This is a genomic window from Bradyrhizobium sp. 134, from assembly GCF_023074155.1.
Taxonomy (GTDB): domain Bacteria; phylum Pseudomonadota; class Alphaproteobacteria; order Rhizobiales; family Xanthobacteraceae; genus Bradyrhizobium.
In genome coordinates this window covers 1-15,398 of record NZ_JADPKX010000072.1, presented here as the reverse complement: position 1 = coordinate 15,398, position 15,398 = coordinate 1, and the positions used below count along the sequence as shown (strand labels likewise).

The 15,398-nt window shown below is 59.5% G+C and carries 13 protein-coding genes and 1 pseudogene; 13 read left to right on the top strand and 1 reads right to left on the bottom strand.

Annotated elements, in window-relative coordinates:
- The first annotated feature begins 297 nt into the window (after positions 1–297).
- The 10 genes from IVA75_RS27400 to pyk all read left to right on the top strand — a co-directional run bounded on the left by IVA75_RS27400 (position 298) and on the right by pyk (position 12,897).
- A complete protein-coding gene (locus IVA75_RS27400; protein ID WP_247285598.1) occupies positions 298–1,812 on the top strand; it encodes an amidase in 1,515 nt (504 codons plus the stop codon).
- Positions 1,813–1,848: 36 nt separating this feature from the next.
- Positions 1,849–2,706: a branched-chain amino acid ABC transporter permease gene (locus tag IVA75_RS27395; RefSeq protein ID WP_026233434.1), complete on the top strand. Its 858-nt coding sequence runs from the start codon at positions 1,849–1,851 to the stop codon at positions 2,704–2,706.
- A 4-nt stretch (positions 2,707–2,710) separates the two neighbouring features.
- Positions 2,711–3,931: a substrate-binding protein gene (locus tag IVA75_RS27390; protein WP_247285599.1), complete on the top strand. Its 1,221-nt coding sequence runs from the start codon at positions 2,711–2,713 to the stop codon at positions 3,929–3,931.
- 78 nt (positions 3,932–4,009) lie between these two features.
- Positions 4,010–5,047, top strand: coding sequence for a branched-chain amino acid ABC transporter permease (locus IVA75_RS27385; RefSeq protein ID WP_247285613.1), 1,038 nt, complete (start codon positions 4,010–4,012; stop codon positions 5,045–5,047).
- Entirely contained in the window at positions 5,034–5,768 is a 735-nt protein-coding gene (locus tag IVA75_RS27380; RefSeq protein WP_247285600.1) for an ABC transporter ATP-binding protein, read from the top strand. The genes IVA75_RS27385 and IVA75_RS27380 overlap by 14 nt, the downstream gene beginning before the upstream one ends.
- Positions 5,761–6,462 carry an ABC transporter ATP-binding protein gene (locus IVA75_RS27375; protein WP_247285601.1) on the top strand — a complete coding sequence of 234 codons (702 nt, stop codon included), beginning with the start codon at positions 5,761–5,763 and terminating at the stop codon, positions 6,460–6,462. Before IVA75_RS27380 ends, IVA75_RS27375 begins: the two co-directional genes overlap by 8 nt.
- Positions 6,463–7,383: 921 nt before the next feature.
- Complete coding sequence (locus IVA75_RS27370) at positions 7,384–8,562, top strand: Tm-1-like ATP-binding domain-containing protein (RefSeq protein ID WP_247285602.1); 1,179 nt, start codon at positions 7,384–7,386, stop codon at positions 8,560–8,562.
- The gene (locus IVA75_RS27365; protein ID WP_247285603.1) at positions 8,555–9,379 is read left to right on the top strand and encodes a phosphoenolpyruvate hydrolase family protein; all 825 of its coding nucleotides are present in this window, start codon (positions 8,555–8,557) and stop codon (positions 9,377–9,379) included. Before IVA75_RS27370 ends, IVA75_RS27365 begins: the two co-directional genes overlap by 8 nt.
- Positions 9,380–9,409: 30 nt before the next feature.
- Positions 9,410–11,185, top strand: coding sequence for an FAD-dependent oxidoreductase (locus IVA75_RS27360; RefSeq protein WP_247285604.1), 1,776 nt, complete (start codon positions 9,410–9,412; stop codon positions 11,183–11,185).
- Between the two features lie 299 nt (positions 11,186–11,484).
- Positions 11,485–12,897 (top strand): pyruvate kinase, encoded by a 1,413-nt coding sequence (pyk, locus tag IVA75_RS27355; protein WP_247285605.1) that lies wholly within the window; start codon positions 11,485–11,487, stop codon positions 12,895–12,897.
- Positions 12,898–12,903: 6 nt separating this feature from the next.
- Here pyk and IVA75_RS27350 read toward each other — a convergent pair whose 3' ends face one another.
- A complete protein-coding gene (locus tag IVA75_RS27350; protein ID WP_247285607.1) occupies positions 12,904–13,164 on the bottom strand; it encodes a hypothetical protein in 261 nt (86 codons plus the stop codon).
- Positions 13,165–13,542: 378 nt separating this feature from the next.
- On the opposite strand from IVA75_RS27350, the gene IVA75_RS27345 reads away from it, so the two are divergent.
- From IVA75_RS27345 to IVA75_RS27335, 3 genes and pseudogenes are all read left to right on the top strand, one after another.
- Entirely contained in the window at positions 13,543–13,920 is a 378-nt protein-coding gene (locus IVA75_RS27345; protein WP_247285608.1) for a nuclear transport factor 2 family protein, read from the top strand.
- A 280-nt stretch (positions 13,921–14,200) separates the two neighbouring features.
- A pseudogene (locus IVA75_RS27340) lies at positions 14,201–14,799 on the top strand (IS481 family transposase); the annotation flags it as partial.
- A partial coding sequence (locus IVA75_RS27335; RefSeq protein WP_247285614.1) for an rRNA adenine N-6-methyltransferase family protein occupies positions 14,797–15,398 on the top strand: 602 nt, incomplete at its 3' end. The pseudogene IVA75_RS27340 and the gene IVA75_RS27335, both read left to right, overlap by 3 nt.

Genomic DNA, 15,398 nt, shown 5'->3' with positions numbered 1-15,398 from the left:
CTGCCACATTGCAACTCCAAGCTGATGATGCTGGTTTGCTTGAATCGCCGCGCATCTTCGGAACATCCGACGTGACCGCGACAGGAAGTGGCAAGGTGTGCGGGGTCGGCAGGGGCTCCACACCGCCAAACGCATTCAGCACCGGAGTCGTTTTACCCAATATTACCCAGATCACGTTGCGCGCCCACTTCGGGCGAATGCACTTGCTCCGCAGTATGTGGCGAGTAAGTGGCCATCGTAGAATAATCGATGGGCGGCACGTCCAAATGCCGGGATGAAATTTCTTAGGAGAGCCTCATGTCAGTCGCCCTTCCCACGCCAACCCAGCTTCGTAGCATCGCCGAACAGTGTGGTCTCTCACTGACCGATGAGGACGTTGCCTCGTTCCGAGGCCTGATGCAGGGCTCGCTCGAAGCGTACAATCTCGTCGCTGCAATGCCCGACGAATTGCCGGTGGTCAAATATCCACGCACTCCGGGCTATCGGCCGTCACCGGAGGAGAACCCGCGCAACGCCTGGTACCGCAAGTCGACGGTGAAGGGCGCGGCGAGCGGCAAGCTCAAGGGCAAGACGGTGGCCCTGAAGGACAACATCATGCTGGCCGGGGTGCCCATGATGAATGGCTCGGCCACCCTCGAAGGCTACGTACCCGACTTCGACGCCACCATTGTTACGCGCATGCTCGATGCTGGTGCCGAGATTGCCGGCAAGGTTCACTGCGAGGCCTTCTGTCTCTCGGGTGGCAGCCACACCAATGCGACCGGTCCGGTGCATAATCCACACAGGATGGGCTATTCGGCCGGCGGTTCTTCCTCGGGAAGCGGGGTTGTGGTCGCGCTCGGCGAGGTCGACATGGCGATCGGGGGCGACCAAGGCGGCTCGATCCGCATGCCATCCTCGTTCTGCGGCACATACGGTATGAAGCCGACCTGGGGTCTCGTTCCCTACACGGGCATCATGCCGATCGAGGTCTTTATTGATCACACCGGACCGATCACGGCAACAGTGGCCGATAACGCGCTGCTGCTCGAGGTGATCGCCGGTGACGACGGCTACGATTCGCGCATCAAGGCACCAAAGGTTGACGAATACACCAAGGCCTTGGGTGCAGGCATCAAAGGGATGAAGATCGGCATCCTTAAGGAAGGCTTCGAGCAGCCGTCCGCGGAGGCTGCGGTCAATGAATGCGTACGCGAGGCAGCCAAGCGCTTTAAAGATCTCGGTGCGACTGTTGAGACCGTCTCCATTCCGATGCATCTCCTCGGGGCGGCGATCTGGACCCCGATCGGAACCGAGGGCGCCGTCCAGACCATGATGTTCGGCGACGGCTATGGTCTCAGCCGAGGCGATCTGTACCCGACCTCCCTGATGGATTTCCATCGCGGATGGCGGCGGCAGGCAGACTCGTTGTCCGAGACGAACAAGCTGTTCCTGTTGCTCGGCACTTACATCAACAACACGTTTGGTTCCAGGTTTTACGGCAAGGCCGTCAATATTTCTCGCCGCCTCGCTGCAACATACGACAAGGCTCTGGAGACCTATGACCTTCTACTCATGCCGACGACGCCGATGAAGGCAACGCCGCTGCCGCCTGCCGGCGCCAGTCGCGAGGACTATTTCACGCGCGCGATCGAGATGTTCACCAATACCGCGCCATTCGACATTACGCATCATCCAGCCATGTCACTGCCCTGTGGAATGGTCGACGGCTTACCAGTGGGCCTGATGCTGGTCGGTCGTTACTTCGAGGAATCCACCGTCTACCGCGCCGCCCATGCTTTCGAACAGATGGGCGACTGGAAGAAGATGTGAGACGGGCTGCGATGGCGTCCAGGTGGATCGCAACATATGACTAACGCATTCATGGCGGCATTCGACATTCTGAGCTTCGGCGCGATCATGGTCCTGATCGTACTGGGCCTCGGAGTCATAGCGAGCATGATGGGCATCTTCAATTTTGCCCAAGGCGAGTTCGTGTTGCTCGGTGCCTATATTACGTATCTCGCCTATAGTCATGGTCTCCCCGTTTGGGTCGGTATGGCGGCCGCACCGATCCTCGTCGGATTGCTGGGTTTTGTACTCGAAGCACTCATTATCCGCCGCTTCTATGCGGCACCGATCGTGGCGATGCTCGGCACCTATGCCCTCGGTCTTATCATCCGAGAAACGGTGCGGGGCCTGATTGGCGGCTTCTATCTGACGGTTCCGGAGCCGATCGGCGGATCTATCGCTATCGCCACGATGCACATCTCGGCCTGGCGCTTCGCGATACTCGTGATCACGGGTTTGGTGATGGGGGCCTGCTATCTGCTCCTGTCGCGCACGAGCTTCGGCCTGCGCGTTCGGGCGACGCTGGAAAATCCAGCGCTGGCGCGCGCCTCTGGCGTTTCGACGACGTTCATCTATGGCGCCACCTTTGCTTTCGGCGCAGCGTTAGCGGGGCTCGCCGGTGCGCTTATCGTGCCGGTTTTCGATCTATTTGCCGATCTCGGAATTCGTTTTCTGATCCAGGGATTTGTTGCCGTCATGGTCGGTGGCGTCGGCTCCTTCATCGGACCGGTGGCAGGGGCTGGCGTAATCGGCGCTCTTACCGCGGCGCTACCTTGGGCAGTGGCACCGGTAGTCGCCGACGTGCTCGTCTTCGTGCTTGCCATCTGTTTCATCAAGTTCCGCCCGCAAGGCCTCATCGCGCAAAGGGGAGTGTAGTCATATGATTGCTGATCGCGTCCAACTCACACGCCGTCGTTTCCTTTCGAACTTCGCTTTCACGGCTGGTGCGATCGCCACAGGAGCCAGCAGTTGGGTGATCCGCCCCGACTGGGCCAATGCGGCCGAAGGCCCCATCAAGGTCGGCATCGCGATCGATCTCACCGGCCCAATCGGCTTTGCCGGAAAGGCGGATGCCAACGTCGCCAGAATGGTGATCAAGGAAATCAACAATTCCGGCGGACTTTTGGGCCGGCCGCTCGAGCTTTATATCGAAGACACCGCCTCTAATGAATCGGTGGCGGTGGGCAATGTGCGCAAGCTGATCCAGCGCGACAAGGTGGACATGGTCCTCGGCGGCCTCGCGAGCTCGATGCGCAACGCGATCAAGGATGTAATCGTATCACGGGGCAAGACGCTCTATATTTATCCACAATTCTATGAAGGTCAGGAATGCACACCATACCTGTTCTGCACCGGCGCCACACCGGCGCAGCAATGCGACACATTTATCCCTTGGCTGATCAAAAACGGCGGCAAGAGGTTTGCCCTTCCAGGTTCTAACTATATCTGGCCGCGTAATCTGAATGCATACGCCCGTAAGATGATTGAAGCAAATGGCGGCGAGGTCGTGTTCGAGGAGTATTATCCTCTCGACCAGGTCGATTTCTCCGCCACTGTCCACGGGATTATCTCTAACAAGGTCGACACTGTCTTCAACACTGTCATTCCACCCGGTGTCGGCCCCTTATTCAAGCAGCTCTATGAAGCGGGCTATCTCAAGAACGGCGGACGGCTTGCTGCCGTGAATGAGGATGAGAATTATCTTAGCCTTCATCCGGTCAATGAGATGGAAGGGCTTGCGAGTTGCCTCGACTATTACAAAGCAGTCGCCAAAGATGATCCCGTCTCCGCCAGAATTCAGGCGGCCTATGAAAAGGAGTATCCTGGAGATTCCCTGTTTGCCGCGAGCAGTGCCGCGCCCAGCACCTATCGCGGTCTGAAACTTTGGGAGGCCGCGGTCAAGGAAGCCGGGAAGGTCGATCGCGAGTCGGTGGCTGCGACGCTCGATCACGCCAAGATCGCGGAAGGTCCGGGCGGACCCGCCGAGATGGTGCCGGGCAAGCGGCACTGTAAGATGAACATGTACACGGCGGTGTGCAAAAGCGGGAAGTTTGAAATCGTGGAACGTAGCAATGGGCTTGTTGATCCCAGGGAATGCTGACGAATCGCGGTGGATGCGATGAGCGTGGTAGAGAGGCCATCGGTGCCCACATTAGAAGTGAATTGTGCGACGGCTGAAATGGCGGAAACCGCCTTTGCAGGGCAAGTTGGCCCTGCGCGACGGGTCCTGCTCATCATCGAAGGGCTAGTGCTGATTGGAGCACTAGTCCTTCCGGTGATGCTGCACGACTATCTTACGGTGTTTGCGACTCGCGTCGTGATCCTGGCGCTCTTCGCTCTCTCGTTCGATCTGGTGTGGGGGTATGCCGGGATCATGAGTTTCGGGCAGGCCCTCTTCTTCGGCTCGGCAGGCTATGGCGTCGCGCTGCTTGCACGCGATCTCGACATCACCTCAATCCTTTTAGTGCTGCCGGCGGGCACACTAATCGGCCTCGTCTTCGCGCTGCTGCTCGGTGGTTTCCTCCTACTCGGCCGGCATCCAGCCAGCGTGATCTTCGTTTCGCTCGGTACGCTCACCGGCGCCTATGCCGCCGATCGTCTCGCGCGAGGCTGGTACTATCTTGGCGGCCAGAACGGCATTCCCTCGATTCCGCCGATGACGCTCGGCTCCTACGAACTCTCGGAAGGGCCGATCTTTTACTATCTCGCACTGGGGCTTCTCGTCATTGTCTACTTAGCATGCCGCTTCCTGGTGCGCTCGCAGTTCGGTCTCGCGCTCGCAGGACTCCGCGAGAACGAGCAGCGCATCGCTTTCTTCGGCTATAAGACACAGCATCTGAAGGCCATAGTGTTCGCGATCAGCGGCGCCATCGCAGGCCTGGCCGGTAGCCTCTATGCCTTCCACGAGGGTTTTGTGTGGCCCAATATGATCGGCGTTGTGGTCTCCACGCAGGTCGTGCTCTACGTGCTGTTCGGCGGCTCCGGCACGCTGATCGGCGCGGTGATCGGTACGGCCATTGTCGAAGGCCTCTCCTTCTGGCTGTCGGACAATTACCGCGACATCTGGCCGATCATTCTGGGCCTGCTCCTGCTACTCGTGATCCTTTTCCGGCCGCTCGGGCTTATCAGCATAGTGTTGACGGAGCGCGAGCGCGTGGGCGGCTTCGCCGCGAAAGCGCAAAACAAGAAGAGGGCGCAGCATCATGCCGCTTCTTGAAGCCGCAGGCATTGGAAAGAACTTTGGCAAGCTTACGGCACTCGATGGCGCGGCTCTCACGATCGGCGAGAACGAGTTCCACGGTTTGATCGGGCCGAACGGCTCGGGCAAAAGCACGCTGATGAAGTGCATTGCCGGGGCGGAGGTGCCGACCCAAGGCAAGGTCAGCTTCATCAACACTGATATCACCGCATTCACGCCCACCGAGCGCGCTCGGGCTGGCATGAGCCTGAAGTTCCAAATCACATCGGTGCTGCCAACCCTCACCCTCTACGACAATATCTTGCTCGCGCTGCAGGGGCACTGCTCGCTTCTTGATCTTGTGTTCTCGCGCAGCCGCAGACAGTTGCACGACCAAGTCATGATGATGCTCACCCAGTTTCGTCTTGCTGATCGTGCGTTTGATGCCGCAGCAGCGCTTTCTCATGGTCAGCAACAATGGCTGGAGATTGCGATGGCGCTCGCGGGCAAGCCCCGGCTGCTGCTGTTGGACGAGCCCACCGGAGGCATGAGTCTGGAGGAGCGCCGCGTCACCGGCGAACTCTTGCGACCAATCAAGGAGCATTGCTCTCTCGTTATCGTAGAGCACGATCTCGATTTCATCCGCGATATCTGCGACCGCCTCACCGTCCTCGACCAAGGCAAGGTGCTTGCGACAGGAAGCGTCGCGGAGATCCAGGCCAACAAACGTGTCCAGGAGATTTACTTACGCCGTGCTTAAACAACAGTTCCTCGACATAAGGCATCTTGACGCGGGTTATGGCCGCAGCCAGGTGCTGTTTGACATTACCCTCGACATTCCCAGGCGCGGCGGTGTCGCCGTGCTTGGCCGGAATGGTGCAGGCAAGACTACGCTGATGAAGGCCATCGTCGGCGAGCTACCAAGCTGGAGAGGCGAGGTTTTCTTTGATGGCCACGATTTCAATCGCCTCCGGACCGAGCAGCGTGTGCGCGCCGGTATCGGCTATGTGCCGCAAGAGCACTCGGTCTTCGCACGCCTCTCGGTACGTGATAATCTCGCAGTGGGATCGCTCTCCAACACCGACGCTTCGGCGATTGATCGGGTCCTGACGATCTTTCCCAAGCTCGGCCACCGCTTGGATCAGGCAGCTGGCACTCTTTCGGGCGGCGAGCGTAAGATGCTAGCGATCGGGCGTGCGCTACTGGGAAACCCAAAGCTGCTGCTGCTGGATGAGCCGACCGAGGGAGTTTGGATCGGCGTGATCGAGGAGATTACTGAACGCCTGACTGCGCTCACCAAGGAGATCGCGGTGATCATCGTCGAGCAGCACCTGGATCTCGCTTTGCGCGTGGCGAGCCACGCGTACGTACTCGATCGCGGCCGCATCGCGCTGCACGGCGCGGCAGGCGATGTCCGCGGCAATCCGGAACTTCTGCGGTACCTCGCACCTTAGTTTCTAGCGCCAGTCCGAGATAGTTAACTCACTCGCTAAGTGAGCTTGGCGGAGCAGGCGAGGGTTCGCCATAGCAGTCGGCGAACAGGCCGCTCAAGCGTTGTTGTCAGCGAGGATGCGGCGGCACGTTGTGGCCAACGGCTGAGAGGATGACATTTGCGGCATCGTCGGCGCTGCACTTGAGGTACGTGGCCGAGGTCACGTTCGGCTTTTGTGATGGGGAAGCGGCGGCGCAGCTCTCGCCTCATGACACCGAAGACGCCGCGCTTCTCCCGGAAATGAAGACGCGAAGGTGGATTTTGTGCGTCGTGACCGCAGTGCCCCTGTCGACATAGGCCCGCTCAATCGCACCGCCACAGAGTGTCTCGGCGCAGTCGATGACGTCCCACAAACGTGTGACCTTCGCAGGGGGGCGGGCATTGCGCCGGCGTGCAGCACGAATAGGCCCACCACGGGCCCGGCGGTTTGTTGCTGAGGACGGAGGTCCTCACGTCCAATTCGTAGGGCGCGGCGGCCTTTGCCGAATGCACTCCACCTGCGGTGGCATGGAGGCGAACTGGCGCCCCTGCAAGCGCAACGCAACCTCGATGAGGGATTCGTTCCAGGGCTGTGACACAGCAGGATTGCTTGGTCGAGCCCACAGACACGCTACATCAATTTCCAGAAAGACGCGCTTTTGAGAAAAGCCGAGGGGAGGCCGGCAGTCTTCCTATAGGCCGCCGTTTCAGGGCATCTACCCAATCTTACCCAATCACACTCCTCGCCGATGTTATGGCCAGCGTCGGCTCGGTTTAGACCACATGCTATTAAGAATGATCCGGGAGGAAGATCGTGTCTCACCATTGCACGGGCGACCAGGGGTCGGTCCGGGATGGTAATCGATCTGGGATTACGGCCGGCGCCTCAGGCGCGGTTGCAATCGTGGCTACGCTGGACACCAAAGGCCCCGAAGCATCCTTCCTCTCGGACATCATCCAAACATGCGGCCGAAAGACCATCCTGATCGATATCGGGACCTCGAATAATGAGGTGAAGGCCGCCCACGCAACTGACGCGAGCCGCGCGCGCTCAGCCTCGCCCGCCGAGCTCCTGAAAGAGATTGCCGCAGCTACCCGCATAAAGGTGGCTGGCCTGCTCGCCTCGGACGCAATCAGCGCGATTGTGGCCATTGCAGGAGGGAAGGGAAGCGCTGTTTTCGGCGAGGTCGTGTCTGATTTGCCTTACGGCTTCCCCAAGCTGCTGGTGACCAGTGCAAGACCAGCGCTCCTGGCCGAACTCGCGATTCACAACGACATCATGCTCTATCCGACCTTGGTCGATTTCTTCGGCATTAACGCGTTCACGGCAAGGGTGCTGGAGAATGCAGGCCGAGCCATTGCGGCCATGCGCTATGTGCCGGCCAAGCATGGGTGCGAAAGAAAGATTGTTGCGATCACGGCCTTCGGTGTGACGACGCCCGCGGCAACTCAATGCGTGGCACGTCTTGCAGAGGCCGGCGCAGACGCGATCGTTTTTCCCGCCAACGGTGCTGGCGGTCGCAAAATGGAGCAGCTGATTGCTGCCGGCGAATTCGATGCCGTGCTCGATCTGACCACAACGGAATTGGCCGATGAACTCATGGGAGGCACGGCCAGCGCCGGGCCCGATCGGCTCAAGGCGGCCTCGCGCCGCTCAATCCCACAAATCATCGCGCCCGGCGCGATCGACATGGTCAATTTTGGTCCACCGGCCAGCGTTCCCGATCAATTTCGCGGCCGCCAATTCTATTCACATACACCGTACACGACACTGATGCGAACCACGCCTGCGGAGAGCGCAAAAATCGGCCGGGTTACGGCCGAGCGGCTCTCGCAAGCACGCGGGCCGGCAGCCGTGCTTTGGCCAGCCAAAGGCGTGTCCGATTACGACCGAGAGGGTGGCGTCTTTCGCGATGCCGATGCCGATGGGGCATGGCTCCAGGCAGTTAAGGACAATCTCCGGCCAGAGATCGTTGTTTGCGAGCTGGACTGTCACATCAACGACCCCGAATTTGCCGAGGCCGCCGTGACGTGGCTCCTCAAACAACTAGGTCAAGGAGGCTCGTCCCGTGCGGATGTTTGAGCGAACCGACATTCTCTCGCGGCTTGCAGGTCAGGTCGCGGAGCGAAAAGCGATCCTTGCCGCGGCGAGCAGCTGCGGCCTCGTCGCAAAATGCGCCGCACTCGGAGGGGCGGATATGCTGGTGGTCTACTCTACTGGGCTCTCGCGGCTCATGGGGCTCCCCACCAGTCGTATCGGTGACTCCAACGCGCGTACGCTGGAGCTTGCGGCAGAAATCCGCAACGTCGTGTCTTCCGTCCCCGTCATAGGCGGCGTCGAGGCCTGGGATCCCCTGCGGCTCGATCTCGACGATCTTCTCGACAATTTCCTAGCCGCCGGATTCTCCGGTGTGATCAACTATCCCACCATCTCCACGATGGGAGAGAAATGGCGTGACCGCCGCGGTCGCGTTGGACTTGGCTTCGAGCGCGAGCTCGAGATGATTGCGACTGCCCGCAAGAAGAACATCTTCTCGCTTGCCTACGTTGCGAGCCCCGAAGATGCCAAAGCCATGGCAAGCAGCGGAGCCGACTGCATCGTCCCACATGTCGGCGCGACGCGCGGCGGGCTCGTGGGCCATGAGGAGGGCCAGTCCATCCAGGAGGCGATCCGGCGCATCAACGAGATCAACGCGGCCGCGCAAGCGGTCCGCTCGGACGTCATCCTGCTCTGTCATGGTGGGGCGGTCGCGGAGCCCCAGCACACGTTCGAGGTCTATCGGTCGACCGAGTGTGTCGGCTTTGTCGGGGCCTCCTCAATCGAACGAATACCGATTGAACGCTCGGTCAAAGCGGCGGCAGAGGAGTTCAAAGCCGTTCCCCTTCCGCGACATCACTGACGTTCAAAGAAACACCGCAGCGAGGCGGAGATGGACAAGCCGATCAACCAATCAGGCGAAAAAAGGACAGCGGCATTGCCAGCAATAGGTGCTACTCAAACGTTCGAAACAGAGGTGCTCGTGGTCGGTAGCGGAGCAGCCGGCCTTTCGGCGGCACTCTACGCCGCAAAGAATGGCCTTCGCGTGACGGTTTGCGAAAAGTCTTCTCGTCTCGGCGGGACCACGTCGCTGTCGAATGGCATGATCTGGGTTCCCTGTTCGCTTCAGGCGCGCTCCGCCAAAATCGATGACTCGCTTCCAAAAGCCAGGACTTATCTTGAGCATGAGCTTGGCAATTACTATCGGCAAGACTTCATCGAAGCCTATCTTGAGGACGGGCCGACTGCGCTTGCCGCTCTCGAGACCGGGACAGAGGTCAAGTTCACGCTGGCCTCGGCGCCCGATTATCACTCAAGCCAGGTCGGCGGAGTCGACAAAGGCCGGGCACTCAGCCCTGCACCCTACGATGCGCGGCTGCTCGGCTCCGACTTCGATCTGATCGGCGACCCCATTCGCGTTGTGCTCGGGGGGATGATGATTTCTTCCAGCGAAGTCCGAAGCTTCCTGAATCCGTTCCAATCGTTTGCTTCCCTCAAGCATGTCTTGCGTCGCGTGACTCGCTACGCGCGGGATCGCTTGAGCTACAGGCGCGGCACCGAGTTCAGCGGAGGCAATGCCCTGATTGCGCGCCTGCTCGTGAGTTTGCGGAAGTTAGGCGTCGAAATATGGCCGGCGTCTCCTCTCGTTGAGCTCGTCATGGAAGACGGGCGCGTCACAGGGGCAATCGTCAAGCGCGGCAATTCTGAGATCCGCGTGCGCGCATCCCACGCTGTCATTCTCGCTACCGGCGGCTTCGCCCGCAACGCGCAGCTGAGAGCCGAGCTGAGCGGCCCACACCAGCATGACGACACGCTGGCTCATGCCGATGTTACAGGCGATGGCATTAACCTTGCCACGAAGCTCGGAGCTGCAATCGACAAGGATGTCGCTTCTGCAGGGTTCTGGACTCCAGTCTCGATGTTCAGGAGTGGGACAGGCTCCCAAATTGTCCCCTACGGATGGCTCGACCGCGGACGACCCGGCGTCATCGCGGTTGCCCCAAATGGGCAACGCTTCGTCAACGAATCCAATTCATACCACGATATCTGCCTCGCGATGTTTGGAAACGGATATCCCGCAGACAAGCGGTTCTACTTCGTCTGCGATCACGAGTTCGTTCGGCTGAGGGGCATGGGACATCTGCTGCCTTGGCCATGGACGCTGAATATCCGGAAGTACGCGCGGCTCGGCTACATCAAACTGGGCCGAACGATACCGGAGCTCGCCATGCAAATCGGCCTGAATCCCGGCGAGCTCAAAAGGACGGTCGAGGAGCATAATGCGCACGCCGCCGCTGGCGTCGATCCGCTCTTCAAACGCGGTGAATCGGCGTTCAACCGCACGCTTGGCGATCCGTTGGTAGGAACGAAAAATCCAAATCTTGGGCCCATCCAGAGTGGCCCCTTCATCGCGCTGCCGATCGTTCCGGCAACGCTCGGCACAGCCGCTGGCTTGGCGACCGATAGCTACGGCAAGGTTCTGGACGCAGAACGCGAGCCAATCCCGGGTCTTTATGCCTGCGGCAATGATATGACCTCACCAATGCGTGGAATTTATCCGGGAGCAGGCATCACCATCGGCCCCGGCATAGTCTTCGCTTACCGGGCAGTTTCGAACATTCTGGCATCCGCTCATCGCGTGCAGAAGGCGCCTGCATCCGCAACGTGAAATCGCGTCTCACGGCATCTGTATCGCGACAAGAGGTCAATTCAGTCATCTTGTGCCGTCGATTTTGCTGCTTTGGGAAGCAAGGACCATGTCTTCATTCTGGCGGCGTTCTCCTGTTCGAACCTCTGCTGGATGCCTCCCGGACCACGTTGAACCGGGGCGATCAATTTCGCCTTCGGCGGAGGTGCATTGTGGCGGCGGGATGCGAGCCCATCACGCGAGTGTCTGAACGCCGTCATCGAAGACCGACCTTCGTATTTTATTCACACGCGTTTCATCCTCTTACGTCTGGAATCAACATGCGTCGTTCGCGCCTCGCCAAAATCGTTGCGACCGTTGGTCCGGCGACAGCTGCACCAGAACGATTGCGTGCTCTCTATCTCTCAGGCGCAGATACGTTCCGACTAAATTTCAGTCACGGGAGCCCGGACGATCACGCACGGGTCTATGACTCGATCCGCAGTCTCGAACGGGACTTCGGCACGCCAATAGGCGTCCTGCAGGATCTGCAAGGACCGAAGATCCGCATCGGCGCCGTCGAAGGCGGCAAGCTCGATCTACGCGCCGACGAGAAGGTTCGATTTGTGCTCGACGGAGCTACGGGCGGAAAGCAATCGATCCCACTACCTCATCCGGAAATATTCGCGGCCGCACGTCCGGGCCAGACTCTTCTCGTCGACGACGGCCGAGTGCGCCTGCGCGTTGAGAGTCCGGGCGATAGGCAGATCATCGCGACAGTTCTCGTCGGTGGAGCTATCCGCGATCGCAAAGGGGTAAACCTACCAGGTTCGCTGCTTGCTATATCTCCTCTGACGAAGAAGGACCGCGGCGACCTCGCCTTCGGCCTCACCCTCGGGGTCGACTGGGTCGCCCTGTCGTTCGTCCAGAAGCCTGCCGACCTCCTAGAGGCGCGCGGGCTGATCGGCGAGCGTGCCGGTCTGATAGCGAAGATCGAGACGCCTATGGCACTCGATCGTATCGACGATATCATTCTCCTGTCAGACGGCATTATGGTCGCACGCGGTGATCTCGGTGTCGAAATCCCGCCCGAGGAGGTGCCGGGCCGACAGAAGGAACTCATCCGCGCCTGTCGGCTGACCGGAAAGCCCGTGATCGTCGCAACACAGATGTTGGAGTCGATGGTGGCTGCACCGACAGCGACGCGCGCGGAAGCCTCAGACGTCGCTACCGCCATCTACGATGGAGCTGACGCGGTCATGCTGTCGGCTGAGTCGGCAAGCGGCGCCTATCCAATCGAGGCAGTTGTCATGATGGACAAAGTAATCAGAAGTACTGAACGGCATCATCTCTATCGGTCGCTGGTCCAAGCCTCGCAAGCCGACGAAGAGATGTCCCCACCGCATGCAGTCGCCGCCGCTGGTGCAGACCTTGCGGTGACCCTCAATGCGAAGGCGATCATCGGTTTCACCGCAAGCGGCACGACGGCGGCGCGCATCGCGCGCAAGCGGCCCCCGGTCCCGGTTCTTGCTCTCACTCCAGATGAGAAAGTCGCGCGGCGCATGTGCCTGCTGTGGGGGGTGCACAGCATCGTTTCAGACGACCCCGCCACCGACGAGGAGATGACGCAGATAGCCGCAGCGGTGGCGCGCAACGAAGGTTATCTTGAAGCAGGTGATTTGATGATCGTCGTATCCGGCGTGCCGTTTGGGCAAATAGGTGCAACCAACAACGTCCGTATTGTCACCTGCTAAAATGGTTCAGGACAATTTCGCTACATCCGCCCTAAGAAACGAAGCACTACGGGCCGAACAATGATCGCCGACAACGCTCTGATTCTTCATCGGTGAGACCAGGAGCTGACCTTGCTTGGGCTCGACTACAGCATTCGGCTCTTTGATTTGCTCCCGGTTATCGAAGACACGCTTTCGGTCGAAATCTGGTGCAGTGATGCGGCGGGCCGGATGCAATGCTCTGGCGGCTTTTTTGCGCTCCTCGGAGGTTCGAACAAACAATGACATTCAACCGATGCCGACGAGGTGATGAAAGCGCGGCGGAACGCGTTCTTCGGCGCTGGTCGGCAAGCCCAGCGTCCGACGGCGATAGGTTGAACCCTTCGTCCGCTTCCCAAATGACGATCCGCCAAATGTCGGTACCGTTCGTCCCACAGCCGCACCGTAGTGTGACATTCAAAGTCATCGAGCGCGCCACTGTTCGGCGACAACTGCGATACTACAAGGCTTTACTGGCTCCACCAAATCGGGCCTTGTCATCAGCATCGGATAAGGAAACGTCAGGCTCGGGTGCTTGATTGCGAGTAGCCGGTGTTAGCGGTGATACACGCGTACCGGAAACGGCATTCCAGCTTATCAGAGTCTTCGAACGAAACGGGATCTGTAGTGAACAACAACTCCTTGGTGCCGGACGTCAGCGAGTTCCTGGAGCTCTGGCAGCAAACTTTCAATGTGCACGCGCCGGAACGTCTGGTTGTGCTATACGCCGATGATGCGCTGTTTCAGGGTACATCGAGTGCTAAGCTCTGCATCGGGGCTAAAGAGATAGGCACTTACTTTCATGGCATCTCTACCGTAACAATGGACGTATGGCATTCCGTCAGTTTGGCGTACAACGTTGTTTTGGTGGTGGGAAATTATGTCTTTTCACAGCTGCGGAATGGTCATGAGGTGTCGACACCGGCTCGGTTCACCTTCGTATTACGTCGCGAGGACGGCGTGTGGAAGATCGTGTACCATCACTCATCTGCCATCCCCGATTGATCGCCGAACCAAGCTTTGCGGTATCGGAGTTTGTAGCTGAAGTGGCACACTCAGGCTGCCTCTCGCCAGCCTGCCCATCGTGCGGCTGGATCGCAAAAATTTGCAGCGCTCGCAATGACAACAGGACGGCAGCGAGGTACCGCCTGCTTTGCTGAAGCGACTGACGGCAGAAGGGCAGTCCCTGGTCGAACGACGCGACGCCTTCGAGCTGGTGCGCGACTAGGTGGTTGGTCCCAAGCTTTGATGGTGCATTCTTATCGCATGATTCGAAGGATGCGCCATTGGTCAAGTTTTACACGGCTGCGCCACCACGACGGAGGACGTCCGTCGAGCAATACAAAATAGTCACGAGAGCTTGAGATCGCTCGCGAAGCGCTACTATCAACCAGAAGACTGTCGCGAAGGGGAAGCAGCGCGAGACCGTCGTCGATCGCTCGACAGCCCCCAAAGAAGCCAAGTCGACTGTCCTTTGCATCAAGGCGGAGGCGATCATCGTCGCCTTCCGGCGGCATACGCTGCTGCCACTGGACGATTGCCTCTATGCGCTGCAGCCAACCATCCATCCCGCATCTGACGAGGTCATCTCTGCATCGCTACCTCCAGCGTCATGGGATTAGCCGATTGCCGGAGGTCGAAGGCAGCAAGCCTTCGAAGAAACAGTTCAAGGCTTATCCGATCGGCTATTTCCACATCGACATTGCTGAACTCCAGACCGCTGAAGCCAAGCTCTACCTCTACTTCCCCATCGATCGCACCAGTAAGTTCGCCTTCGTGCAACTGGTCAAGAAGGCGGAAAGGACCTCCGCCTCGGCCTTCCTCGAAGCTCTGATCGCCGCGGTCCCCTACAGAATCCACACGGTTCTCACCGACAATGGGATGCCCAGCTTCTGGGCCCGCAATTTTGACCATCTTAACATCGCCGCCGGCGAGCAGGTACTTCAGGTCGGTGCCGGCACCGGATACTATTCGGCGGTGCTGGCCGAGATTGTCGGACCCGCTGGTCGTGTGACGGCGATCGAAACCGACACAGAGTTGGCGTCGCGGGCCCGAGTGAACCTCGAGAGCTGGCCCCAGGTCGATGTCGTCTCGGGCGACGGCCGGGCGGTAGATGTCGGCGAGCTTGATATCGCCATCGTGTTCGCCGGAGCCACTCACCCATCCCGTGTCTGGCTTGATCGCCTTGTCGAAGGTGGCCGGCTTCTGATGCCTATGACGGACGATACCTGGAAAGGCTTTCTTCTCCATGTGGTACGGCGGCGAGACCACTTCGAGGCCTCTTCCATTGGTGCCGTCTCTATTTATCCTTGCACGGGTGGACGCGATGAGGACGCTGCAAGACGTCTACATAACGCGATCGACCGGTTGCCCCTTCGCAACCTTGCGGATTCCGGGGATTGCGGCCAGAGATTCCGATTGAACGCGACCATGCATTCCGATCGAAGGCGGCCACCTGTTCCGACGAAGGCGGCCGGGGTGTC